Source organism: Actinoplanes oryzae (assembly GCF_030757795.1).
Classification (GTDB): Bacteria; Actinomycetota; Actinomycetes; order Mycobacteriales; family Micromonosporaceae; genus Actinoplanes.
In genome coordinates this window covers 34,239-56,994 of sequence record NZ_JAUQWH010000008.1, presented here as the reverse complement: position 1 = coordinate 56,994, position 22,756 = coordinate 34,239, and the positions used below count along the sequence as shown (strand labels likewise).

Annotated in this window: 18 protein-coding genes; 6 read left to right on the top strand and 12 right to left on the bottom strand. The window is 71.6% G+C overall.

The genetic code is table 11. The features are described from left to right. Positions 1-444 precede the first annotated feature (444 nt). From RBH18_RS04870 to RBH18_RS04855, 4 genes are read right to left on the bottom strand one after another with little or no spacing between them, the layout of a single operon-like run. Positions 445-603, bottom strand: coding sequence for a DUF6760 family protein (locus RBH18_RS04870; RefSeq protein ID WP_306204703.1), 159 nt, complete (start codon positions 601-603; stop codon positions 445-447). After that, entirely contained in the window at positions 600-1,082 is a 483-nt protein-coding gene (locus RBH18_RS04865; RefSeq protein WP_306204701.1) for a hypothetical protein, read from the bottom strand. The genes RBH18_RS04870 and RBH18_RS04865 overlap by 4 nt, the downstream gene beginning before the upstream one ends. Then, entirely contained in the window at positions 1,079-1,519 is a 441-nt protein-coding gene (locus RBH18_RS04860) for a phage tail protein (protein ID WP_306204700.1), read from the bottom strand. Before RBH18_RS04860 ends, RBH18_RS04865 begins: the two co-directional genes overlap by 4 nt. Before the next feature lie 12 nt (positions 1,520-1,531). Further along, the gene (locus tag RBH18_RS04855; protein WP_306204699.1) at positions 1,532-3,085 is read right to left on the bottom strand and encodes a phage tail sheath family protein; all 1,554 of its coding nucleotides are present in this window, start codon (positions 3,083-3,085) and stop codon (positions 1,532-1,534) included. Between the two features lie 224 nt (positions 3,086-3,309). On the opposite strand from RBH18_RS04855, the gene RBH18_RS04850 reads away from it, so the two are divergent. Continuing rightward, positions 3,310-3,873 carry an eCIS core domain-containing protein gene (locus RBH18_RS04850; protein ID WP_306204698.1) on the top strand — a complete coding sequence of 188 codons (564 nt, stop codon included), beginning with the start codon at positions 3,310-3,312 and terminating at the stop codon, positions 3,871-3,873. A gap of 60 nt (positions 3,874-3,933) precedes the next feature. Further along, positions 3,934-4,935, top strand: a complete 1,002-nt coding sequence (locus tag RBH18_RS04845) for a hypothetical protein (RefSeq protein ID WP_306204697.1) — start codon at positions 3,934-3,936, stop codon at positions 4,933-4,935. 141 nt (positions 4,936-5,076) lie between these two features. Here the strand turns inward: RBH18_RS04845 and RBH18_RS04840 are convergent, their stop codons facing one another. The 4 genes from RBH18_RS04840 to RBH18_RS04825 form a co-directional block, all read right to left on the bottom strand. Further along, positions 5,077-7,125 carry an ATP-binding protein gene (locus RBH18_RS04840; protein WP_306204696.1) on the bottom strand — a complete coding sequence of 683 codons (2,049 nt, stop codon included), beginning with the start codon at positions 7,123-7,125 and terminating at the stop codon, positions 5,077-5,079. Beyond that, positions 7,122-7,820, bottom strand: coding sequence for a DUF4255 domain-containing protein (locus tag RBH18_RS04835; protein ID WP_306204695.1), 699 nt, complete (start codon positions 7,818-7,820; stop codon positions 7,122-7,124). The genes RBH18_RS04840 and RBH18_RS04835 overlap by 4 nt, the downstream gene beginning before the upstream one ends. Then, complete coding sequence (locus tag RBH18_RS04830) at positions 7,817-10,945, bottom strand: hypothetical protein (RefSeq protein WP_306204694.1); 3,129 nt, start codon at positions 10,943-10,945, stop codon at positions 7,817-7,819. Before RBH18_RS04830 ends, RBH18_RS04835 begins: the two co-directional genes overlap by 4 nt. 100 nt (positions 10,946-11,045) lie before the next feature. Then, positions 11,046-11,573, bottom strand: a complete 528-nt coding sequence (locus RBH18_RS04825) for a helix-turn-helix transcriptional regulator (protein ID WP_306204693.1) — start codon at positions 11,571-11,573, stop codon at positions 11,046-11,048. A 246-nt stretch (positions 11,574-11,819) separates the two neighbouring features. Between RBH18_RS04825 and RBH18_RS04820 the strand changes: the two genes are divergently transcribed. Beyond that, complete coding sequence (locus RBH18_RS04820) at positions 11,820-13,157, top strand: COG1470 family protein (protein ID WP_306204692.1); 1,338 nt, start codon at positions 11,820-11,822, stop codon at positions 13,155-13,157. A 359-nt stretch (positions 13,158-13,516) separates the two neighbouring features. Next, positions 13,517-14,476 (top strand): pectate lyase family protein, encoded by a 960-nt coding sequence (locus RBH18_RS04815; RefSeq protein ID WP_306204691.1) that lies wholly within the window; start codon positions 13,517-13,519, stop codon positions 14,474-14,476. 58 nt (positions 14,477-14,534) lie between these two features. Here RBH18_RS04815 and RBH18_RS04810 read toward each other — a convergent pair whose 3' ends face one another. The 4 genes from RBH18_RS04810 to RBH18_RS04795 all read right to left on the bottom strand — a co-directional run bounded on the left by RBH18_RS04810 (position 14,535) and on the right by RBH18_RS04795 (position 18,748). Further along, the gene (locus RBH18_RS04810) at positions 14,535-15,299 is read right to left on the bottom strand and encodes a class I SAM-dependent methyltransferase (protein ID WP_306204689.1); all 765 of its coding nucleotides are present in this window, start codon (positions 15,297-15,299) and stop codon (positions 14,535-14,537) included. A gap of 68 nt (positions 15,300-15,367) precedes the next feature. Continuing rightward, the gene (gene katG / locus RBH18_RS04805) at positions 15,368-17,644 is read right to left on the bottom strand and encodes a catalase/peroxidase HPI (RefSeq protein WP_306204688.1); all 2,277 of its coding nucleotides are present in this window, start codon (positions 17,642-17,644) and stop codon (positions 15,368-15,370) included. Then, complete coding sequence (locus RBH18_RS04800) at positions 17,641-18,096, bottom strand: Fur family transcriptional regulator (protein WP_306204687.1); 456 nt, start codon at positions 18,094-18,096, stop codon at positions 17,641-17,643. The genes katG and RBH18_RS04800 overlap by 4 nt, the downstream gene beginning before the upstream one ends. A gap of 112 nt (positions 18,097-18,208) precedes the next feature. Then, the gene (locus tag RBH18_RS04795; RefSeq protein WP_306204686.1) at positions 18,209-18,748 is read right to left on the bottom strand and encodes a histidine phosphatase family protein; all 540 of its coding nucleotides are present in this window, start codon (positions 18,746-18,748) and stop codon (positions 18,209-18,211) included. Between the two features lie 216 nt (positions 18,749-18,964). Here RBH18_RS04795 and RBH18_RS04790 point away from each other — a divergent pair, with 216 nt between their 5' ends. Together RBH18_RS04790 and RBH18_RS04785 are read left to right on the top strand one after the other, a co-directional pair. Next, entirely contained in the window at positions 18,965-19,633 is a 669-nt protein-coding gene (locus RBH18_RS04790) for a hypothetical protein (protein WP_306204685.1), read from the top strand. Further along, complete coding sequence (locus tag RBH18_RS04785) at positions 19,630-22,755, top strand: ATP-binding protein (RefSeq protein ID WP_306204684.1); 3,126 nt, start codon at positions 19,630-19,632, stop codon at positions 22,753-22,755. Before RBH18_RS04790 ends, RBH18_RS04785 begins: the two co-directional genes overlap by 4 nt. The last annotated feature ends 1 nt before the right edge of the window (position 22,756 follow it).

Sequence of the window (22,756 nt, the reverse complement as noted above, 5' to 3'; positions counted from 1 at the left end):
GCGTCGGGCGAGCCGGTGAGGTCCGGGGGCGGCGTGCGCACCGGCAGGGGGGAGTCGGCGGGGGAGCGCTGAGCGGAACCCCGTGCGGAACCCCGTGCCGGGCCCGCCGGCTGCAGGAAGTCGCGCACCACGCCGACCGGCCCGTCGTGCCGGGTCTCGACGCCGGTGTGGAACGACGGGTTGCGCTGGGTGCTCAGCTGCGCCGTGAACCGGTTGCCGTCGCTGAGCAGCCGGGGGCTGTCGGCCAGAGCCGGCCGCAGCGGCGGCAGCGAGGCCCAGCCGGGATCCCGCGGCGCCGGGGGCGGTGCCGGCTCGGACGAGGCCGGAGCGGAAGGCAGCGCCGACGCGTCCGACGCGTCCGACGCGGGCGCGGCGGGTGAGGCGGGCACGGAGGAGAGCGCGGCGGGGCGACGCCGCCGCAGCCTGTCCCATACCGCCATGGTGTTACCGACCCTCGTTCATCCTTGTGTTGATCCGCGCGATCTCCTCGACGTGGCGGACGCGGTCCGCGTGGGTGAGGCTCATGATCTCCGCGCGCGGCCAGTGGAAGTGATAGGCGACGTACGCGACCTCCTCGTGGAGCCGGTCGGCCCCGTACGTCACGATTCCCCCGGGCGACCACCTGCCAGGTCGACGTCGAAGGCGGTGTCGCAGTGCGGGCAGGTCACCTCGGCGAGCGTGTGGCCCTCCGCGTTGATCCGCCTGTACATGTCCTGCAGGAAGGCCAGGTCGGAGGCGAAGAGCCGCTCGATCGTCTCGGTGCGGATCGTGGTCACGGTGCCGATCCGGGTGACGACGAGGCTGAGCAGCACCACCGACAGGTAGGCCGGGTTCTGCTTGACCCGCACGTCGATGAGCGGCGCCAGCTCGTCGCGGGCCGTGGCGAGACGCATGCTGCCCTCGCGGTGGACGGTGCCGTCCTCGTCGACATAGCCCCGGGGGAGCCGGAAGGTGAACTCGGTCTGCAGCCGCGGGGGCGGCGCCGGGGTGACCGGCGCCGCTTCCTCGTCCTGCCCGCTTTCCCGGGACTCAGCCGCCAGGAGGGTGTCGAGATCTCCGGCGGAGACACTGCGGCGCCTCATGACGTGGTGATGTCCTCGTAGACCACGGTGACCTTCTCGGTGGCGGGCGTGGAGTCGCCGGCCTTGAGGCTCGGGCCCTCCCACTTGTTGACCCACGCGTTGGTCAGGTCGAACCGGCGGCCCTCGTTGCGCTCCGAGTCGTTGATGATGATGCTGATGTTCTGCCGGGCTTCCTCGACCGCGCCGCCGACGAACGTCTTCTTGATCCACTCGGTGAACGCGCTGCTCTTGTCGAGGCCGCGGGTGATCGTGCACTCGCCGCCCTTGCGCGAGCCGGGGATCTTGCGGATGACCAGCTCGCCGGTCGGGGTGACCTGCTGGACCTCGATCGCGTCCAGCTCGAAGGTCAGCCCGCTGACCTCCTGCACGTATTCCACCTGGATGCCACCGAGCTCCACGGCGAAGCTGTGGACGATAAGGGTGTCGCCACCGGCCATTTTCTATTCCCCTTACTCGTTGACCAGGCTGGTGCTGTCGCTGAACTGCGACAGCCGGAAGACCACGAACTCGGCCGGCTTGACCGGGCACAGGCCGATCTCGGTGATGACCTGACCGCGGTCGATGACCTCGGGCGGGTTGGTCTCGGCGTCGCACTTCACGTAGAAGGACTCCGCGGCGGTGGCGCCGAAGAGCGCGCCGTTGCGCCACTCCTCGGTCAGGAACGCCGTGATGTTGCGCCGGATGGTGCCCCAGAGCCGCTGGTCGTTCGGCTCGAAGACGATCCACTGGGTGCCGAGGAGGATCGACTCCTCGATGTAGTTGAACAGCCGGCGCACGTTGATGTAGCGCCACGCCGGGTCGGAGGAGAGCGTGCGGGCGCCCCACACGCGCACGCCGCGGCCGGGGAAGGCGCGGATGCAGTTGACCCCGATCGGGTTGAGCAGGTCCTGCTCGCCCTTGGTGACGTTGTTCTGCAGGTCGACGACGCCGCGCAGCACCTCGTTGGCCGGGGCCTTGTGCACGCCGCGCTCGGTGTCGGTGCGCGACCACAGGCCGGCGACGTGACCGCTCGGCGGCATCATGATCGTGCGGCCGCCCGCCGGGTCGAAGACCTTGACCCAGGGGTAGTAGAGCGTGGCGAACTTCGAGTCGTAGCCCGCGGTCTCCTGCCGCCAGACGCGCACCTGCTGGGCGGTGAGGTCCGGCGGCGGGTCGAGGATCGCCATCCGGTCGCCCATGTTCTCGCAGTGGGCGATGAGCGCGAGCTGGGCGGCCTTGACGTCGTCCATGCCCAGGGCGCCCTGCTGGTAGGCGCCCATCAGGTCGGGAGCGACCACCATGGTGATCTCGTCGATCGCCTCGAGGCCGCCGAGGCCCGAGCGGGCGTCGACGTCGCCGGCGAACTCGTCGACCGACAGGCCGGCCGGGACGATGTCGGCGGACGGCGCGGGGGCGGGCAGCGTGACGGACTGGTTGGCGGGCCGGGCCAGCGCGTTGGCCGGGGCGGCCTCCTCGAGGGTGATGACCTTCGAGTGCTCGCGGACCTGGGCGACCACGTTGCGGTCGGCACGGCGGCGGAACGAGCCCTCGAAGGCCTCCACCTCGTTGCCGTTCTGCCGGACGATCAGCTTGAACCGGTCGTCCCCGGCGCCCTCGGCGTCGGAGTCGACGACCTCGACGGTGACCTCGCCGTTGCCGGCCGCGCTGCCGAGCGCGGCGGCCCGGAAGGTGCCGAGCTGCGCGGCCTCACCGTTGGCGATCGCCTTCTGGGCGTTGCCGCCCGACGAGCGGCCGGTGCCCGAGGCGCCGACGCGCACCACATAGGCGATGCCGCCGCCGTTGTTGAAATAGCCGTAGACGGCGTTGGCGAGATAGGTGCCCTCGACCATGCCACCGAACAGCTGAACGTACTGGCTCCAGTTGGTCACCAGCGTGGGCGTGTGGAAGGGCCCCTTCTCGGCGAACCCCACGAACGCGGTCACGGCGGTGCCGACACCTTCGATCGGGCGCGATCCGCTCGGCGCCTCCTCCACATACACGCCCGGGGAAAGGTACGTCGGCATGCAGCACTCCTTCAGACCCAGTTCGACGGACCTTTGCAGCCTGTCTCGCGTGCGAGGGGACGCCAAGGTCCGCACGGGCGGCCGGGCGGGCACACTCCTTGCCCCTGCGGTCTGCCGGGCCACGGGGGCCCCGCGAGGCGGTAGGGTCGGGTGCAGCCGATCGATCATCGGAGTGTGAGATGCGTACCCATGTCGGGCCGAGCTCAACCACCGGCGAGCGTCCGATGCGGACGGCCCCGGTGGCCCGCCCGGCGTCGCCCCTGGTGGGCCTGCAGCGCGCCGTGGGCAACCAGGCGGTCGAGGCGATGCTGACCGCGCAGCGCACCGGGCACGAGCACGGCGCGGGCTGCGGGCACGGCGAGGAGTTCGCCGACCCGGCCGCCGCCCGCCAGGCCGTCAGTGACGTGCTCGGCTCCGGTGGCCAGTCCCTCTCCGGCTCCCGGCTCGACACGATGCAGGACGCCTTCAAGACCGACATGACCGGCGTGCGCGAGTTCACCGGCCCGCTGGCCCAGCGCGCCACGTCGCTGCTCAACGCCGACGCGTTCACCGTGGGGCAGAACATCGTCTACGGGCGCCGCACGCGCGAGATCGAGTTCCACGAGATGACCCACGCGGCGAGTCCCACCACGGAGTCCGCCACGGACCTCGGCGGCGGCCTGGGCGTGACCAGCCCGGCTCAGTCCGGCGAGCGGCTGGCCGCGGAGAACGGGCGCCGCCTCGCCGCCGGCGGGCCGAGCCTGGTGACCGGCGACCTCGTCCAACGGGGAGTGGACGAGACGGCGTAGCGTGCGCCGAGCGGCACGGCTTCCGGGGGCGTGACCGCCGTCCGGGATGGCCGCAGCCCGGTGGACGAGACGGTGCAGCGTGCGCCGGCCGGCAGGGCCTCCGGGGGCGGGACCGCCGTCCGGGCGGGCCGGGGTTCGGTGGACGAGACGGTGCAGCGGGCGCCGTCGGCCGGGGGCAGCACCTCGCAGGGCGTGGCGACCGGCCAGGAGGCCTGGCAGCATCCGGAGTCCGAGTTCCGGCTCGGCACGGCGGCCAATCTGCAGCAGATCATCGCCGACCAGCTCGCGGGCCTGGGGCTGCGGGCCGAGGTGAGCCTGGGCGGCGGTGGCGGCGTCGCCGCGCACAACATGCAGCGCGGCGTGCACGACCTCGACCTGAGCACGGCGGAGGGCGGGACGCCGGACGCCGCCCAGCGCGGTCAGGCGCTCGAGGCGGCGGCGAACCTGTTCGAGCAGCGCACGAGCACCACCCCCACGACCGCGCGCGGCGTCTACGGCGGTGTCGAGGTGAGCGTGACCCTGGCCCCGGTGGAGTCCGAGGTCAAGGCGATGTCCATCGTGCAGGACGGCTGGGCCGCCGACCCGGCGACGGTCGACCTGCGGCTCGTGCCGGGCGGCCGGCTGATCTTCGACAAGGTCATGGCGTTCGCGGCGCGCAAGGACGACGACGGGACCCAGGTGGAGAAGCGCTCCCGGGACGCGAGCGACATCGCGAGCCTGCTAGTGGCCGACCGGATCGAGGAGCAGGCGGGCGCGGTCAGGGCGGCGCTGGCGCAGGACACGAAGGGCAAGAACAGCCTCAACCGGGTCAAGCCCGACTGGGACAGGCTCAAGAAGGTGCCGGTCACGGAGGCCGCCGACGACAACCGCATGTCCGGCCATCCGCTGCTGACCGGCGACGTCCGCAGCCGGCTCGACACCTTCTTCGGCCTCATCGACCGGCTCAACAAGGAGGCGAAGCCCAAGAAGGAGGGCGGCCCGAAGCCTCCGTCGGCCAAGCAGCAGCGGCGCCAGGCCCGGCTGCAGAACCCGGGCGAGAGCTCGACCGCGCCGACCGAGTGACACCCCACCCCCGACGCGACACCCCGGCGGTGCGACACCCCGTCCGGCCGCGCGATTCTCCGCCAGCCGCGGGATACCCGCGTCGGCCGAGTGATACCCCGCCGGCCGCGCGGGCCAAGGGACACCGCGCCGAGCGCGTGATCAGGCGGCCGGCAACAGGCGGCCCAGCTTGCGATATTCGCGCTGGGCCGCGGCGATGAGGTGGGCCATGGTGACCGGGCTGTCATCCGCCGCCGCGAGGTAGCCCGCCGTCACCGCGCAGGCCCGGATCGCGCCGCCGGAGAGTTCGTACACCCGGGCGCAGCGGTCGAGGTCCAGGTCGTCCGCGCGGGGCAGGTCGCGGCCGAGGCAGTGGTCCCACAGGGCACGGCGCTGGGCCTGGTCGGGCACCGGGAAATCGACGATGACGTCGAGGCGGCGGATGAAGGCCTCGTCCAGATTGGCGCGCAGGTTGGTGGTGAGGATCGCCACGCCGTCGAAGGACTCCATGCGCTGCAGCAGGTACGCGCTCTCCATGTTGGCGTACCGGTCGTGGGCGTCGGCCACCTCCGAGCGCTTGCCGAAAATGGCGTCGGCCTCGTCGAAGAGCAGGACGCCGTTGACGCCGGCCGCCTCGGTGAAGATGCGCTCGAGGTTCTTCTCGGTCTGGCCGACGTACTTGTCGACGACCGTGGACAGGTCGACGACGTAGAGGTCGAGGCCCAGGTCGGCGGCGACCACCTCGGCCGACATGGTCTTGCCCGTGCCGGAGTCGCCCGCGAAGAGGGCGGTCACCCCGCGCCCGCGGCCGCCGCCGGGGCGCAGCCGCCAGCGGCCCAGCACCTGCTCGCGGTGCCGCACCCGGGCGGCGAGGTCGTGCAGCTGGGTCGCGGCGTCGTCCGGCAGGACCAGGTCGTCCCAGGTGACGGCCGGCTCGACGCGGCGGGCCAGCTGTTCGAGCCCGGCGGCGTTCTGCGTACGCACCCCCGTGCGCAACGCCCCGGCGTCCACGACCGGCGACCCGGCCACCAGCGCCTGCTGGGCGGCGGCGACGGCGGCCCGGCGCAGCTGCGGGGCGGTCAGCGTGTACGGCGCCAGCTCCCGCTCCACATCGAGCGTGGCCTCCGCCCCGGCCCCGTACGACGAGAGCGCCGCCCGCCACGACCGCACCCGCTGCTCCACTCCCATCCGGGGTGCCGTGGCGAGCACGGGCGAGGTCGCCGCCCAGAACGGGTCCCAGCGCGACCGCCCGCTCAGCAGCACCGGCACCGGGGCTTCCAGCAGCGCGCGCAGCGACGGCAGGTGAGCCGGGTCGAGGGGACCGGCGATCAGCCCCGCCCCGGTCAGCCGGGCCTCGCGGACGGCGGCCGTGACGGCCTCGGCCGGGGCCGGATCGGCGGCGAGCAGGTCGAGGTCGAGCCGCAGCGCCGGGCGCCCCGAGGCGAGCAGGGCGGCCGCGGCGAGCTCGTCGGGCGACCCCGCACCCGGATCGTGCAGATAGAACAGCCGGTGGCCGGCGTCCAGGGCGGCCGCGAGCCCGGCGCTGCCCTCCGGCTGCCAGCCGGGGTCGGGCACCGCACCGACCAGGCCGGTCAGCCGGGGGTCGGGGCGGGGGTCGCCGAGCAGGTGCCCGATCAGCCGGTCCGGCACTCGCAGCGTCCGGGTCAGGAACGGGCGGTCGGTGTCCTCGGGCAGCAGCAGGCCGCCGTCGACCAGCGGGCCGCCGGCGGTCAGGCGGGCGCGCGCGGCACCGAGCACCGGCGGCAGCCCGCACAGCTCGAGGGCGAGGCTGACGGTCGCCCGCGGCCGGGTCACGTCGTCGTTGAGATAGCCGTAGAGCTTCTCGTAGCGCCGGTCCAGGTCCGGCAGCAACGCCACCAGCAGCAGGTCGACGTCGAGGGGCGTCAGGTCGAAGGCCCGTTCCAGCAGGCGCAGCGGCAGCGGCCCGGGGGCCCGGTCGGCGGCCTCCTCGACGGCGGTGAAGGCCGCCGGGTCCATCAGGTCGGGCAGCGCGCCCGCGGCGGGGTCGTCGAGCAGGCGCTGCACGTGCTCCGCGGACAGGTGCAGCCCGCGCAGCGGGTCGTCGGGCTCGGGGTCACTGGCCTGCCGGACGGCCACCGCCTGCCGGACCCGCAGCTCCACCAGGGACAGCCGCAGCCGGAAGTGCTCGGGGCCGTCCACGCGCAGGTCGTCGGTGGCCGGGGCGCTCATCGGAGCGGCCCGCCCCGGCGCCGGCGGGCCGAGGGCAGGTCGCGCTCGCGCTCGGCGCCCAGCGGCGCCGCCGGGTCGGCAGCCGCGCCGGCGACCCGCAGCCGGCGCGTCTCCTCGGCGGCACTGTCCTGGTCGCGCACCCGCAGCCGCATGCCGTCGGTGACCACGGCGCCGATCCGGACGACGGACGCCGCGAGCGGGGCGAGCACGACCAGGTCGAGGGAGGGCTTGAGGTTGCCGCCGACCGCGGTCCAGATGTCGGCGAGGCCACGGTCGCGGGCGGGCGGCACCGCCACGGACAGGCGTACCGGAATCTCCATCGTGGCCAGCGTGCCGCCCAGCCGGTCGGGCGGCACCGCGTCGTGCTGCACCAGCCCGGCCAGGAGGATGGACAGGATGCGGTGCTCGTCCTGCGCGCGGTTGGTCCAGGCTGTCACCAGGTACGACAACGCGAAGTACCGTGGCGGCTCGTGCTCGGCCACCAGCACGCCCTCGTCGTCGTACTCCGCCATCGTGCCGTGCTGCCGCAGCTCGGTGTCCTCCTGGATGTCGTAGAGGAACAGGTTGACGGTCGGGGCGGTGCGGCGGGCGGCCCAGTCCTTGGTCGGCGCGTCGAAGGCCACCTGGATGTCCGTGCCGGCCAGCGTCTCCTCGGTCAGCAGCCCCTGCAGGGCGGTGTCCACCTCGTCGATCATTTGCGCAGCACCGATCCGGGCGGCTGCTGGGCCGGGAGGATCACGAGGAAGTCCGTGGTGACCTGGCGGAAGCCGGTGCCCGTGCCGATGACCTTGCGCGGGCCGAGCTCGTCGCGGAAGAGCACCTGCAGCTGCGCGTCGAACCTGCCCCGCGCGTTGGGCACGGCCGGGTTGGCCGCGAGGGTGACGCCCTTGTCCCACTTGAGCCGGACGCGCACGCCGGGCGGGAAGTCGGTGCCCCGGATGATCGTGACGAAGCCGGGCGGCCCCACGGCGGGGACAGCCTCGATCTTCGGCTGCAGCACCCGCAGCGGCGCCTGCACCGTCCGCGGGACCAGGGCGGTCGCGGTGATGGTGCCCCGCACGGTGGTCGTGACCTTCTTGCCGGGCACGAGGACGAAGACCAGCGTACGCACGGTGCCCGGCGCGAACGTGCCGAGCTCGCACGTCGTCGTGGTGCACACCCCCGGCCGGCTCACGACCGGGATGCCGGCCGGCAGTTGCGGCCGGATGCTCACGTTCGTCGCCGTGCCGTCGCCGACGTTGCGGATCGTGTAGGTGACGGTCGTGCGGTGCCCGATCCAGGTGGGCGTCGGGTTGACGACCACGCTGCCCCGGATGTCCGGTGCGGTCGCCGGCGGCGGGACCGGCGGCGTCGTGGCCGGCGGGGCGGTGGTCGGCGGCGCGGTCGTCGGGGGAGCGCTGCTGGGCGGCGCGCTCGACGGCGGCGGGCTGGACGGCGGCGGGCTGGAGGCCGGGGGACTCGACGGCGGCGGGCTGGTCGGCGCGGCCTCGAACACCAGCTGCACCTCGGCGGTGTTGTCGCCCGGCACCGCGTCGGCGAGCCAGCCGGCGGCGGTCCAGCTCAGCGGGGCGGTCACCGGCGTGGACGCGGTCAGCTCGGCGCGGATCACCCGCTGGTTGCCGATGCCGATCGTGCCGAGTTCGCACGACTGCCGCACGACGTCGCACGTGGTGCCCTCGTCGGCGCCGGTCAGGCCGGTCAGCTCCACGCCGTCCGGCACGGTGAGGTCGACATGGATCCCGTACGCGGGCGTGGGCCCCTTGTCCGTCACGGACAGCTCCACCGTGGCGGTCTCGCCGACCTGCACCGGGCCCGGATCGCGCACCACCGCCGTGGCGACGTCGTTCGCCCGCTGCCACGCCGGCCACATGTGCCGCCCGGGAATCTCCCAGGTCAGGCCGTTCGGAAAGTCGGTCTCGAGGTCGTACGTCTTGAGGTACTCCGGCGAGGTGAGGTCACCGAAGCGCCGGGACACGTACGCCAGCTGGCTGCCGTCCGGCGACCAGTCGATCTGCGCGGGCCGGTGCGGCGCGACTGTCGGCGGCGTCGAGAGGTCGTCGCCGCAGGCCCTGTCCTCGGGCTCGAGGACCCGGCAGTTGTCGCCGCGCACGTCGGTGACGACCATGCCGTCCGGCGACCGGCCGAAGGCGAGCTGCTGGCCGTCGGGCGAGAAGGCGGGGCTGTAGTCGCTGCGGCACTGGCAGCCGGACGCCTCGCTGATGTTGCGCGCGTCGCCCGTGCCGTCGGCGGCGATGACCCAGACGTGGCTGCTCGGGGTCTGGGTGTGCGGCTGGCCGCGGGTGAAGGCGATCTCCGTGCTGTCGGGCGACCACGCGGGCTCGGTGTCGCCGTAGCCCTCGGCGACCGCGGGCAGCTCCGCGACCTGGGCGCCCGTCGCGGCCTCGATCACCCGGATCTGGGCGGGCTGCCCGGGCTCACGTCGCGAGTACGCGATCCGCGTCCCGTCCGGCGACCAGACCGCCTCGGTCTCGCTGCTCGTGGCCGTGCGGCCGGCGACGGTCAGCGGCTGCGGGTTCGTGCCGTCGGCGTTGACCACCCACAGCCGCGCGACCCGGGCCGCGCCCACGCCCTCGAAGACGCTCACGAGGATCTGCTGCGCGTCGGGGGAGTAGGACGGGCGCGACCACCACGGGTCGCCGTTGCTCGTGGCCCACAGCAGGTCGGGGTTGGTCTCGGCCGCCGGGTCCTCGCGCCCGAGCGTCACGCCCAGGTCCCGCGGATCGACGGCGCCGGGGCGGATGTCGGAGAGCCGCACGGTGTATTGATCCGGGGCGGTGGTGCGGGTGATCAGCAGCTCCTCGGTGCCGCCGTCGGGCGTGTACCACCCCGGGTTGGAGGGCAGCCGGTCCTCGGCCGAGTGCAGGATCGCGGCGCAGGTGCAGCCGTTGTCGGGCGGCACCGCGGTGTAGACGCGCTCGATGCCGTCGGGGGCGGTCTCGCCCGTGCCGACGCTGCGGCTGAGGAACGCCACGGTCGTGCCGGTGGCGTTCCAGGACGGCTGGCGGCCCTGCCACGGCTCGTTGAGCATCGGCCGGTCGTTCTGGCCGTCCCGGGTGGCGATGTGGATCCGCTGCGCGCCGGCCGTCTGCGGGGCGAGCGTGTAGGCGATGAGGTCGCCCCGGCCCTCGCCGGTGTTCCACGACGGCTCGCCGGCCCCGGCCCCGCCGCCGTCGGTGACGAGCTCCGGCGGGGTGTCGCCACCGACCGTGACGCACCACACCTTGGGCAGGTTGTCCTCGCTGCGGCGGCCCTCGAAGTCGATCTCGGTGCCGTCGGGCGACCAGGTCGGCCAGTAGTTGTCACCGGTGCCGTCGGTCACCCGGGTCGGCGAGCCGCTGCCGTCCACGGCGGCGACCCAGATGTCGCGCTGACTGCCCACGCCCTCGCGGGTCAGGGCGAACGCCACCCGCGACCCGTCGGCCGAGATCGCCGGGTGGCTGGCCACGTCGTCGACGGGCGTGGGGATCCGGCGGATCGGGCCGTCGCCGACCCGCACGAAGACCTGCGCCCGGTACGTCTCGCGGCGGCTCACCCAGGCGACCGTGTCGCCGCGCGCGGACGCCTCGTCGTCGAAGTGTTGTTGGGCGGTGCCGAACAGCGGCCTCGTGACCGTCTCGGCGAGCCCGGCCACCCCGATGGACCGGTGCTGGGTGCCCGCATAGGCCACCCGGAGCTGGTCGGCGGCGGGCGGTGGGTCGCCGGGGGCGGCGTCGGCGTCGCCCGCCACCACCGCCCACGCCGTGAGCGACGCCACGACCACGGCCAGGGGCGCGGCGAGCAACTTCCGCGGAAAACGCACGTGTGCACCTCAGGACAACAGGCGGAAAGGTCCAGCATTTCGCCGCCGGGCGCGGCTGACACCGGCCATCGGGGCAGCATCGGGGGCAGACCGGCTGCCCTCAGATCAGGTCGTGCCGCAGGGCGTAGGCGACCGCGTGCGCACGGTTGCGCAGCTGCAGCCGGGTCGTCAGCTCGTGCAGGACATTCTTGACCGTACGCTCCGAATAGGACAGCTTCGACGCGATGTCCCGGGTCTCCAGCCCATCGGCCACCAGGCGCAGCACGTCGGTCTCCCGCGTGGTCAGCCCGTGCAGCGTGAGCCCGTGGGTGGGCAGGACGTCGCGCTGCAGCCGGCCCATCTGCTCCAGCAGGCGGCCGAGCAGGTCGCCGGGCACGCTGCCCTCGCCCCGCGCCGCGCCCGCCACGACCTGCGCCAGCCGGGCGCTCGTGGCGTCGGCCCGGCGCACCACGCCGACGATGCCGCACTCGACGGCGCGGGTGAGCTGCCCGTCGTCGATCGCCGACGGCACGAGCACCGCGCGGCTGGGCCCCCGGCGCAGCTCGCGCAGCAGCGCGAAGGTCTCCTCCGTCACGCCGTCGGTCACCACCACGGTGACGGACGCCACTGCCCGTTCGTCGTCACCCACCACCCGGATTTCGGGTCGCGAGCCGAGCAGACCCGTCATACCCTGAGCCGTGACCGGGTCCGAGGCCTGAACATGGACCGCTATCCGTTGCATGATTCCGTTCCCCCCTGGGCATAGCTATGGTCCTCAGTGTCCGGACGCGGCTTAGCAACGACTTAACGGGCGGTCGGACGGGCAACAGGTTTGCCCCGGACGCTTCCCCGACGGCTCCTGCCCCGGCGCCGCGATCTCCCTAGGCTCGGCTCCATGCGTGCATCGGCCTCCCTGGGTTCCACCGCCGTCTCCGTGACACCTGGCTCCACGGCCGCCGTGCCCGTGACTGTGCGTAACTCCAGTGACACGGTCGAGGCGTACACCCTCGAAGTCCTCGGCGAGCCCGGGGAGTGGGCGGCCGTCGAGCCGGCGGAGATCACGCTCTACCCGGCCGGCAGCGCGACCGTCACGGTCACGTTCGCGCCGCCGCGGTCGTCGCGGGTCCCGGCCGGCGAGCGGGCCTTCGGCGTGCGGGTCGTGCCGGCCGAGCACCCCGACGCGACCGTGGTGGAGGAGGGCACGCTCACCGTCGAGCCGTTCAGCGAGCTCGCCACCACGCTGCAGCCGGGCTCGCAGTCCGGCTACAAGCAGGGCCGCTACCGCATCGACACCGACAACCACGGCAACGTCAGCGAGGAGCTGAAGTTCGCCGCGGCCGACGGCACCGACCAGCTGACCTTCGCGCTGCAGCCGGCGGCCGTCGTCGCGGGCAACGGCACCCGCACCGAGACCCGGCTGACCGCCCGGTCGCGCCGCTGGATCTGGTGGGGCGCCCCGCGCGAATACCCGTTCACCGCCGAGGTGCGCGGCACGGACGACCAGCCGCTGACCATGGAGGGCGTGTTCGTGCAGCGCCCGGTCATCTCGCCGGGGCTGCTCAAGCTGCTCGCCGCGCTGCTCGCCCTGATCCTGCTGCTGCTCGCGCTCTGGTTCGGCCTGGTCCGCCCGGCCGTGAAGTCGGCGGCCAAGGAGGCGGTCGACGCCGAGGCGGTCGCCGCCCAGCAGGCCGCGGAGCAGGAACTCGCCACCACGCCGCCCGACCCGACCCCGACCCCCACGACGGGCGCCAACGGCGGCAACGGCACCCCGGGCGGCGGCAACGGCTCGCAGGCCGGGGGCTCCGGCACCGGCACCGGGACGGGCGCGGCTGGCGCCACGGGCGGCCAGCAGTTCTCCGCCGCGGTGACGTTCCGCACCAACACCGGCGGCTCGGCCGAGCGGTCGTTCACGGTGCCCGCCCGCAAGACGTTCCTGCTCACCGACTTCCTGGTCGACAACGTGCAGGGTGACGAGGGCACGCTGCGGGTCACGGCCAACGGCGTCCCGGTGGTCACCTACGCCCTGGAGAATTTCCGCAACCAGGACTACCACTCGGTGACCCCGATCCGGGTCCCGGCCGGTGCCGAGGTGAGCATGCTGGTGGTCTGCCGCCGGCCCGGCACCCCGGCCAACGCGCAGCCCGCGAGCCAGTGCCGCGAGTCGCTCTACCTCAACGGCCTGCTCCAGTCCAACCCGGCGCCGAAGAAGACCACGCCCGCCCCGGCGGGATGAGCCCGGCCGGCCCGGGGCAGCCCGGGCCGGAGAAGACCACGCCCGGGCCGGCGGACCGATCCTCGGCCCGGGGGCGGCGGCGGCCGGGTCCTTCGGCGTGCGGTGCCTCCGGCAGCCCGGCGCCGCACAAGACCACGCCGGAGCGGTCGCATTTCTGTCAACAATCCTTTTCATTGACATGCATCGATGCCAGGGCCTACGGTGCGGAAAGCGCTTACCTGAAGGACTTTCCCCCCGCCGCGGGCACTGCCCGGCGGGGAGGCTCCGCGGTCCCAGGGGCGCAGTGCCGGTCCCGCCGTCTCCACCGGCGGCGGAGACAGCCGGTCCATCTGCATCCGCTCCCCTTGGAGGAAGAGCTCATGTCCATGTCACGAAGAAGGGTCATCGCCGCCGCCTCGGCCGCCGTCCTGGCCGTCGGCGGTGCCCAGATCGCGGGCGAGTCCACGGCCGTCGCGGCCGAGTCCAGCCCCGTCGGCTTCGCCAGCCTGAACGGCGGCACCTCCGGCGGCTCGGCGAGCACCGTCGTCACCGTGAGCAGTGCGTCCGCGCTGCAGTCGGCGATCGGCTCGAGCACGTCGCAGACCGTGCGGGTCTCCGGCCTGATCTCGGTCTCCGGCATGCTGAACGTCGCCTCGAACAAGACCATCATCGGCGTCGGCTCGGGCTCCGGCATCACCGGCGGCGGCCTCAACCTGTCCGGAGTGCGCAACATCATCATCCGCAACCTGGTCTTCCGCAACGCGAGCGACGACTCGATCAACGTGCAGACCAACACGACCAACGTGTGGATCGACCACAACGACCTGGCCAACGGCTACGACGGCCTGATCGACATCAAGCGCGGCTCCGACTTCATCACCGTCTCCTGGAACCGCCTGCACGACCACGACAAGTCGATGCTGCTGGGCCACAGCGACGACAACGGCTCCCAGGACATCGGCCACCTGCGCGTCACCTACGTGCACAACTGGTTCGAGGGCACCAACCAGCGGCACCCGCGCGTGCGCTTCGGCAACCCCGTGCACGTGCTGAACAACTACTACAGCAACATCGGCTCCTACGGCGTCGCCTCCACCGAGAACGCGGGCGTCTACGTCGAGCGCAACTACTTCGAGAACGTCGACAGCCCGACGGTCACGCAGACCGGCGACTCGGCCGAGGGCAACCTCAAGGTGCTCAACAACTACAAGGTGAACTCCGGCACGGAGGAGGTCCGCAACGGCGCCAGCGTCGCCGCGATCCCCTACTCCTACACGCCGGAGGCGAACAACACGGTCAAGGCCACCGTCACCGCCGGCGCGGGCACCGGCAAGATCTGATTTCCCGGGTACGAGGTCAGCACCCGGCCGGTCCGCGGATCGGCCGGGTGCCGGCGTCTCAGAGGTGGGCGCGCAGGGTCAGGGCGTGCGGGCAGTCCAGGTAGGGCTTCCAGAACGCCTTGCCCAGCGCCTCGATGCCACTGTCGGTGACCAGCGGGCCGTCCCACGTGATGCCGGTGAACCCGGCCCGGCTGAGGGCGGTCTCGAGCGCCCCGGTCGACCAGGTCCAGGCGGCGATCGTCTCGTCGAGGTCGTCGTACACGAGATCAAGCGTGACCGGGTCGGGATCCTTGCCGCTGCTCTCCCCGTGCGTGCGGAAGCCGTAGCGCTCGTAGTAGTCCCGCTCCCGCCGCAGTCCCGGGTTCGCCGGCAGGGCGAGCAGCCGGCCGCCGGGGCGCAGGGCGCGGGCTGCCTGCAGGCAGAAGCCCTCGAGCTCGGTGTGGTCCGGCACGTAGGGCAGCACGTAGACGGCGAGCACCACGTCGAACACGCCGTCGAGCTCCTCGGGCAGCGGGCCGGCGAGGTACTCCGTACCCAGCGGCTGGTTCTCCTCGATCGTGCGGGCGTGCTCGATCATGCCGGGGGTGAGGTCGAGGCCGACGGCCCGGCTCGCTCCGCGCTGCTTGACCAGCCGGGTGTAGACGCCGCTGCCGCAGCCGACGTCGAGCACCGCCAGGCCCGTCACGTCGCCGAGACGGCTGAGCACCGTGGGGAACTCCAGATAGCGCCGGAAGGGCGAGCGGGAGAACGTGTCGTACGCCGTGCCGAGCTCGTCGAACTGCGCGGCCGCCTGCATGCCGGGAGAGCCGGGGTCCTGGGTCATGGCTTCCAGCAAAGGCAAAAGCCCGGCCGATCACCAAGGAACGGCCGGGCTTTTCAGGTGACGCGGAATCAGGCCAGGTCGAACCGGTCGTTGTCCATGACCTTCACCCACGCCGCGACGAAGTCCTTGACGAACTTCTCCTTGGCGTCGGCGCTGGCGTAGACCTCGGCGAGGGCGCGCAGCTGCGAGTTCGAGCCGAAGATCAGGTCGACCGCGGTGGCGGTCCACTTGACCTCGTCGGTGGCCAGGTCGCGGATCTCGTACCCGTGCTCCTGGGTCTTCGACGCCACCCACCGGGTGCCCGGCGAGAGCAGGTTGGCGAAGAAGTCGTTGGTCAGCACGCCCGGCTTGTCGGTGAGCACGCCGTCGGCGCTGCCGCCGACGTTGTTGCCCAGGGCGCGCAGGCCGCCGACGAGCACGGTCATCTCCGGCGCGGTCAGGTTCAGCATGTACGCGCGGTCGACCAGCAGGATCTCCGGCTGGGTCTTCTCGCCCGGGCGCAGGTAGTTGCGGAACCCGTCGGCCCGCGGCTCCAGGACGCGGAACGACTCGACGTCGGTCTGCTCCTGGGTGGCGTCCGTGCGGCCCGCGTGGAACGGCACGGTCACCTCGACGCCGGCGTCCTTGGCGGCCTTCTCGACCGCGGCCGAGCCGGCCAGCACGATCAGGTCCGCGAGGGAGATCTGCGCGCCGCCCGCGGCGTTGAAGTCACGCTGGATGGCCTCGAGGGTGCTCAGCACCGACGCGAGCTGCTCCGGCTGGTTGACCTCCCAGTTGCGCTGCGGCTCGAGGCGGATGCGGGCACCGTTGGCGCCGCCCCGCTTGTCGGTCGAGCGGAAGGTCGCGGCCGACGCCCACGCGGTGGAGACCAGCTGCGCGGTGGTCAGGCCGGACTCGAGCACCTTGGCCTTGAGCGCGGCCACGTCGGCGTCGGTGACCAGCGGGCCCTCGACGGCCGGCACCGGGTCCTGCCACAGCTGCGGCTCGGCGACCCACGGGCCCAGGAAGCGGCTGACCGGACCCATGTCGCGGTGCAGCAGCTTGTACCAGGCCTTGGCGAACGCGAGCTGGAACTCGTCCGGGTTCTCCAGGAACCGGCGCGAGATCTTCTCGTACGCCGGGTCGACGCGCAGCGACAGGTCGGTCGTGAGCATCGTCGGCTTGTGCTTGCGCGCCGGGTCGTGGGCGTCGGGGATGATGTCCTCGGCGTCCTTGGCGACCCACTGCTTGGCCCCGGCGGGGCTGGTGGTCAACTCCCACTCGTAGCCGAACAGGATCTCGAAGAAGCGGTTGCTCCACTGGGTCGGCTTGTCGGTCCAGGTCACCTCGAGGCCCGAGGTGATCGTGTCGCCGCCCTTGCCGCTGCCGTGCGTGTTGAGCCAGCCGAGACCCTGGGCCTCGAGCGGCGCCGCCTCGGGCTCGGGGCCGACGTGGTTGTCGGCCGGCGCCGCACCGTGCGTCTTGCCGAAGGTGTGGCCGCCGGCGATCAGCGCGACGGTCTCCTCGTCGTTCATCGCCATGCGGGCGAACGTCTCGCGGATGAAGTGCGCCGCGGCGAGGGGGTTCGCGTTGCCGCGGGGACCCTCGGGGTTGACGTAGATCAGGCCCATCTCGGTCGCGCCGACGCCCTCGGCCATCGTGTTGTCCGAGACGTAGCGCTCGTCGCCGAGCCAGGTGTCCTCGGGGCCCCAGAAGATCTCCTCGGGCTCCCAGACGTCCTGGCGGCCGAAGCCGAAGCCGAAGGTCTTGAAGCCCATCGACTCCAGCGCCACGTTGCCGCCGAGCACGAGCAGGTCGGCCCACGAGATCTTCTGGCCGTACTTGGCCTTGACCGGCCAGAGCAGGCGGCGCGCCTTGTCGAGGTTGGCATTGTCGGGCCAGCTGTTGAGCGGCGCGAAGCGCTGGCCGCCGTCGCCGGCGCCACCGCGGCCGTCCTGGATGCGGTAGGTGCCCGCCGCGTGCCAGCTCATCCGGATCATCAGGCCGCCGTAGTGCCCGAAGTCGGCCGGCCACCAGTCCTGCGAGGTGGTGAGCACCTCGGTGATGTCCCGCTTGAGGGCCTCGACGTCGAGCTTGGCGAACTCCTTCGCGTACTCGAAGTCGTCGCCCAGCGGGTTGCCCTTGGAGGAGTGGGCGTGCAGCACCGACAGGTCGAGCGAGTTGGGCCACCAGTCCCGGTTGGTGTGCGGGCGGCCGCCGGTCTTCGGCTTCGGCGAGTCGATCGCCGGGTTCTCGCTCTCGCTGCCGTGCGAGGTCACGGAGTCGTGGGCGACCGGGCAACCGGCCGCCGCCTTCTCGTCCACGCCCTGCGCGCTGGCGGAGACGTTGTCCTGGGTGTCGCTCATGCGGTTCCTTCCGAGCTGGTGGATCGTGGGGCGATGCGCGTGGCCGCACAATCGGGGCAGGTGCCCCAATAGACGACCTCCGCCTCGTCGACCACGAAGCCGTGATCGTCGGAGGCAGTGAGACAGGGGGCCTGGCCGGTCGCGCAGGCGACATCGGCGATCGCGCCGCAGGAGCGGCACACGATGTGATGATGGTTGTCGCCGGCCTGGGTCTCGTATCGTGCGGTGGCGCCGGCGGGCTGGATGCGGCGCACCAGACCGGCGTCGGTGAGCGCATGCAATACGTTGTACACCGCCTGGTGCGACACCATGGGCAGTTCGGCGCGGACCAGGTCGATCACCGAGTCGGTGTCGACGTGCGGATGGTCCCGGAGCGCGGCGAGCACCGCCAGCCGGGGCCGCGTGACGCGCAACGAGACCGCCCGGAGCTGCGCTGCGAGATCGGACGGCACCCGACGACCATAGGCCCTTTTCTGGAACAGTTCAAGTTTATCCCGCCCGGAAACGGCCGAATGCTGCCCATAGCGCCGACGAAACGCCGGATTCGCCCCCGTGCCCGGCCCGTCAGCCGAGCCGGTAACTCCAGCCCTCGGACTGCCAGCTGAAGTCGGCGGCGACGAGGTCGCGGACGGGGCGGCCGGTGGTGACGTGCTCGAGGGCCCGGTAGGTGGACAGGTGGCCGATCAGCAGGACGCGGCGGCCGGACCAGCGGGTCGGCAGGTCGGCGAGGGTGCGCACCACCCGGGCGATCGCCTCCTCGTGACTCTCGCCACCGGGGTAGGGGCGGTCGACGTGGTCGAGGCGGTCGCGCTTGATCTCCTCCGCGGGGGAGCCGTTGCGGGTGCCGAAGTCGCACTCGCGCAGCCGCCAGTCGTACAGGATCGGGATGCCGCTCCCGCCGAAGGCGATCTCCGCCGTCTCCGCCGCGCGCCGCAGATCGGAGGTGAAGACCGCGGCCAAGCCTTCATCGCGGCGGCGCCGGCCCAGGGCGGCGGCGTTGGCGCGGCCCTGCGCGCTCAGGCGGCCAGGCAGCCAGCCGGTGGCGATACCGCGCTCGTTGTCCTCGCTCAGGGCATGGGTCTCGAGGACCACGTCGATCGGCATCGCTTCAGATTAGGTCGGCTACGGCGGGTCGCGGCCCAGTGACCTGCGTACGGCGGCGAAGAGCCGGAATGCAATGGACCAACGGGTGCAGCGCTTATCGGATACCGGACAGCGCGTATCGGCACAATTACTGCATTCGGGACTCCCTTGAATCCGGAAACCTCGCAATGATGCATTGCTACGGCTCACTTTCCTCCCTGTCCGGAGATCGCTTCGATGACTGCTGCCCTCGGTACGTCCGCTCGCCAGGCCTTGATCGCACTGATGGTGCGAGTGACGCAGGCGTCCAACCCTGACCTGCGCAAGAGCTATCGCATGGAGATCGATAAAGCGACGCGTGAGGAACTGACGAACGCCAAATTGATCACCTGGACCAAGGGTCCGCGAAACGCGATCTTTCACGAATTGACCGAAGCGGGCTGGGTCCGGGCCCGGCAGGAGTTCACCATGCCCCCGCCGGACAAGGTTTCGGGAGCGTGGCTTCTGCACTACGCCACCCTGCGACACCTGGCCCGGCTCATGGAGCGCTCCGACTACAAGCTGGCTGACGTCTATGCCGAGATCGATTCAGGGCCGCAGGAGCATGTCGAGGAGTCGCCGAAGTCCGGGAGAGAGGGAGCCGGCGAGCTCACAAACAGGGTGAAAATGGCCTACCTGGACTTGGCTGCCCACTCGGGCGACCTGGTCAGCTTGCACTTGGTCAGGGAACGGCTCTCCGATGTGCGACGGGCCGATCTCGACCGGGTGCTCCGCGAGATGGATCGGCACCGAGACATCCACCTGGACCCGGATCCTCGCCGTAACGCCCTGCCGCGGGAAGCTCTGGACGGCGCGATCACCATCGGAGGCGAGGAGAAGCATCTGATCACCCTGGGCGACGCGTGATAGAGGCGGACCAGCGGCGGGCTCTTAGTGAATTGCGCCGGCTGGACTGGGCACCGACGCCCGAGGACGTCTGGACCTCGCTGGACATTCATCTCGATGATTTGAACGGCGCAGCAGGCGAGGCAGTGCTGCGGTCCTTCGACGACGCCACCCGAAGCCGGAGCGGCAGCCCGCTCGGGCTGGTGGTGGAAGGTCAGCACGGTTCGGGCAAGACGCACTTGTTGCGCTGGGCCCGGGAGAAGGTGCAGCGGCAACACGGCTACTTCTTTCTCATGGGAGTGGCCGACGGCCGCACGTTCTGGCCGAACATCGTGCACACCTTCATGCGGGGTTTGCGGCGGTCGGGGTCCTACCGTCATCCACAGCTGGCGGTGCTGCTCGAGCGACTGAGCGAGAAGACCAGCATCGTCTTGTCGTTACGTCAGCAGGTGCGGGGTGACGCCGCGCTGACACCGGCCGCACTTGACGCCTTCGTGTCCGCGCTCCGGCTCGCAGAGCCGGAGATCGGCCGCGAGTGTCGTCACACATTGCGGGCGCTCGTCCTGCTGGCTGCCGCTGACGACGACACGGCGGACCTGGGCGAGTCGTGGTTGTTCTCGCTGCCGAATCTCGACGCGGCCGATCTGGCGCGCTGGGGGCTGCCGGTGAAGACCAAGACCCCTCAACAGGTGGCCGAGGAGATGTCCCGGTTGCTCGCCTGCACCGGCCCCAGCATGATTGCCGTGGACCAGATCGACGTCATCTTCGCGCAGGCCCGGCCGGGTCCCGGCGGCTCCGTCCAGGCCGGCGCCGCGACGGCGGCCCTGGCCGAGGACCTCGGCAACGGCCTCATGGATCTGCGGGAAAAGCTGTCTCGGACCGTGACAGTGGTGTCTTGCCTGCCCGCTTCCTGGATCATGATCAAAGAGCGGGCGCTCATGTCCGTGGCCGGTCGCTTCCGCCAGGAGACGCGGTTGCACCGGCTCCCGTCCCGCGAGACGGCGGAACGGCTCATCGCTGCTCGCTTCGCCCCGCTGTTCGAAGCCGCCGAGTTCAAGCCACCTCACCCCACCTGGCCGATTCTCCCGGAGGCCTTCGAGAAGGCGCTCGACTACACCCCTCGCCAGCTCATCGAGCGAGCCGACGAGCACGTTCGCATCTGCCTCGATCGTGACGAGGTCGTACTGCTGGCGGACCTTGATGATCACCGGGAGGAGGCCGTCCCGGCAGTACGAGACGTCGAGCCCGAGCGGCTGGGACAGTTCGACGAGCACTTCGACCGTTTGCGGGCCGGGGCGGACACCGACGTCGCAGCAGCCCTTGATCCTCGTACGGAGGACACCGCGATGGCCCGTCTGCTGGAGGCCGGACTGCGAGCGTGGACCATCGAACAGGGTGAGCGTGCGAGCCGTTACAAGGTGCAGCCGGTCGAGCCGGGGCGCCCGTCCGCGCACGGCTGGCTCCGGGAGACACTCGACGAGGAGACCGAGGACGAGGCGCACTGGTCCTTCCGCGGCCTTGCTCACCCCCATCACCGGGCAGTGCAGGCCCGGATGGAGAGGTTGCGCGGCTTCGTCAACCTGGACCCGGCCATCCGCAAGCGGCGGGCGATTCTGCTGCGCAATGTGCCGTGGCCGACGGGACCGGTGAGCCAGCGCGTTCTCGACGAATACCTCGACGTCGGCGGCATGGTGACCGAAGTGTCCGAGGAGGATCTGCGTACGTATGCCGCCCTGGCGGAACTCCTGCAGCAGAACGACGCGGACCTGCCGGACTTCCTCCGCCGGCGTCGTCCGGCGAGCTTGACCACACTGTTCACCAAGGTCTTCGGTGAACCTTCCGGAACCGTGGCCGGCGCGCCTGCATCTGCTGAGCCGATCGCGGCCGAGGAGGAGGGATCCTCGGACGGAGAAGATGCCGGAGACTTGATGCTCGGCCGGATGACCGAGTCCGGGGTGGAAGTCCGCGTCCCGCTGGAGTCGCTGAGAAAGCACTCGGTGATCTTCGCTGGTTCGGGATCCGGCAAGACGGTGCTGATTCGTCGGCTCGTCGAGGAGTGCGCTTTACGGGGCGTCTCTGCGATCGTGCTGGATCCGAACAATGACCTCGCCCGTCTCGGCGATTCCTGGCCAGAACCGCCCGCGTCGTGGGCGGCGGGCGACGCCGGCAGGGCCAGGGAGTATCTGGACAACGTGGACGTGGTCGTCTGGACGCCACGCCGCGAATCCGGTCGGCCGCTCAGCCTCCAGCCGCTGCCGGACTTTGCAGCTGTTGCGGATGAGCCGGACGAGTTCGCCTTGGCCGTCGACGCGGCGGTAGCAACGCTGGCTCCCCGGGCGCGGATGGCTGCGAATACAGCCAAGGCCGATCGCGGTCGTGCTGTCCTCCGCAGAGCCTTGGAGAGCTTCGGCCGCGACGGCGGCGGTGGTCTTGGCGACTTCATTGATCTGCTGGCTGATCTGCCCGACGAGGTGACGTCGCTCGGCCGCGCCCGGGAACTGGCCGCGGACATGGCCGAGACGCTGAAAGCCGCCATGGTCAACGATCCGTTGTTCGGCGGCGCCGGCACGCCGCTCGACCCCGGCGTGCTGCTGACCCCGGGCGCCGGCCGCAGGGCGAGGGTCTCGGTCGTCAGCTTCATCGGCCTGCCGAATGATGTGCAGAGACAGAGCTTTGTCAATCAGCTTCAGATGGCGCTTTTCGCCTGGGTCCGGCAGAACCCGGCCGGTGACAGGCCACTCGGCGGTCTTTTCGTCATGGACGAGGCACAGAATTTCGCCCCCTCCGGTGCCATGACGGCCTGCACGGAAAGCACCCTGGCCCTGGCCAGCCAGGCCCGGAAGTACGGCTTGGGCCTCATTTTCGCGACCCAGGCTCCGAAGGGCATCCACAACCGCATCGTCGGCAATGCGGCAACCCAGTTCTACGGCTTCCTGAACAGCCCGACCCAGATCGCTGCGGCGAAGGAGGTCGCCCAGGCCAAGGGCAGCTTTGTCCTCGACATCTCCAGGCTGCGGGCCGGCCAGTTCTATGCGGTCACCGAGGGCGCGCCGTTCCGCAAGCTGTCGACCTCGATGTGCTTGAGCCACCACCCCACCAGCGCACTGACTGCGGAAGAAGTTCTGCTCCGCGCCCGTCCCTGAC

Excerpts from the sequence above, each read along its gene's own strand:
- RBH18_RS04865 (WP_306204701.1), bottom strand. The coding sequence starts at position 1,082 with ATGAGGCGCCGCAGTGTCTCCGCCGGAGATCTCGACACCCTCCTGGCG.
- RBH18_RS04860 (WP_306204700.1), bottom strand. The coding sequence starts at position 1,519 with ATGGCCGGTGGCGACACCCTTATCGTCCACAGCTTCGCCGTGGAGCTC.
- RBH18_RS04855 (WP_306204699.1), bottom strand. The coding sequence starts at position 3,085 with ATGCCGACGTACCTTTCCCCGGGCGTGTATGTGGAGGAGGCGCCGAGC.
- RBH18_RS04850 (WP_306204698.1), top strand. The coding sequence starts at position 3,310 with ATGCGGACGGCCCCGGTGGCCCGCCCGGCGTCGCCCCTGGTGGGCCTG.
- RBH18_RS04840 (WP_306204696.1), bottom strand. The coding sequence starts at position 7,125 with ATGAGCGCCCCGGCCACCGACGACCTGCGCGTGGACGGCCCCGAGCAC.
- RBH18_RS04835 (WP_306204695.1), bottom strand. The coding sequence starts at position 7,820 with ATGATCGACGAGGTGGACACCGCCCTGCAGGGGCTGCTGACCGAGGAG.
- RBH18_RS04820 (WP_306204692.1), top strand. The coding sequence starts at position 11,820 with ATGCGTGCATCGGCCTCCCTGGGTTCCACCGCCGTCTCCGTGACACCT.
- RBH18_RS04815 (WP_306204691.1), top strand. The coding sequence starts at position 13,517 with ATGTCCATGTCACGAAGAAGGGTCATCGCCGCCGCCTCGGCCGCCGTC.
- RBH18_RS04810 (WP_306204689.1), bottom strand. The coding sequence starts at position 15,299 with ATGACCCAGGACCCCGGCTCTCCCGGCATGCAGGCGGCCGCGCAGTTC.
- katG (WP_306204688.1), bottom strand. The coding sequence starts at position 17,644 with ATGAGCGACACCCAGGACAACGTCTCCGCCAGCGCGCAGGGCGTGGAC.
- RBH18_RS04795 (WP_306204686.1), bottom strand. The coding sequence starts at position 18,748 with ATGCCGATCGACGTGGTCCTCGAGACCCATGCCCTGAGCGAGGACAAC.
- RBH18_RS04790 (WP_306204685.1), top strand. The coding sequence starts at position 18,965 with ATGACTGCTGCCCTCGGTACGTCCGCTCGCCAGGCCTTGATCGCACTG.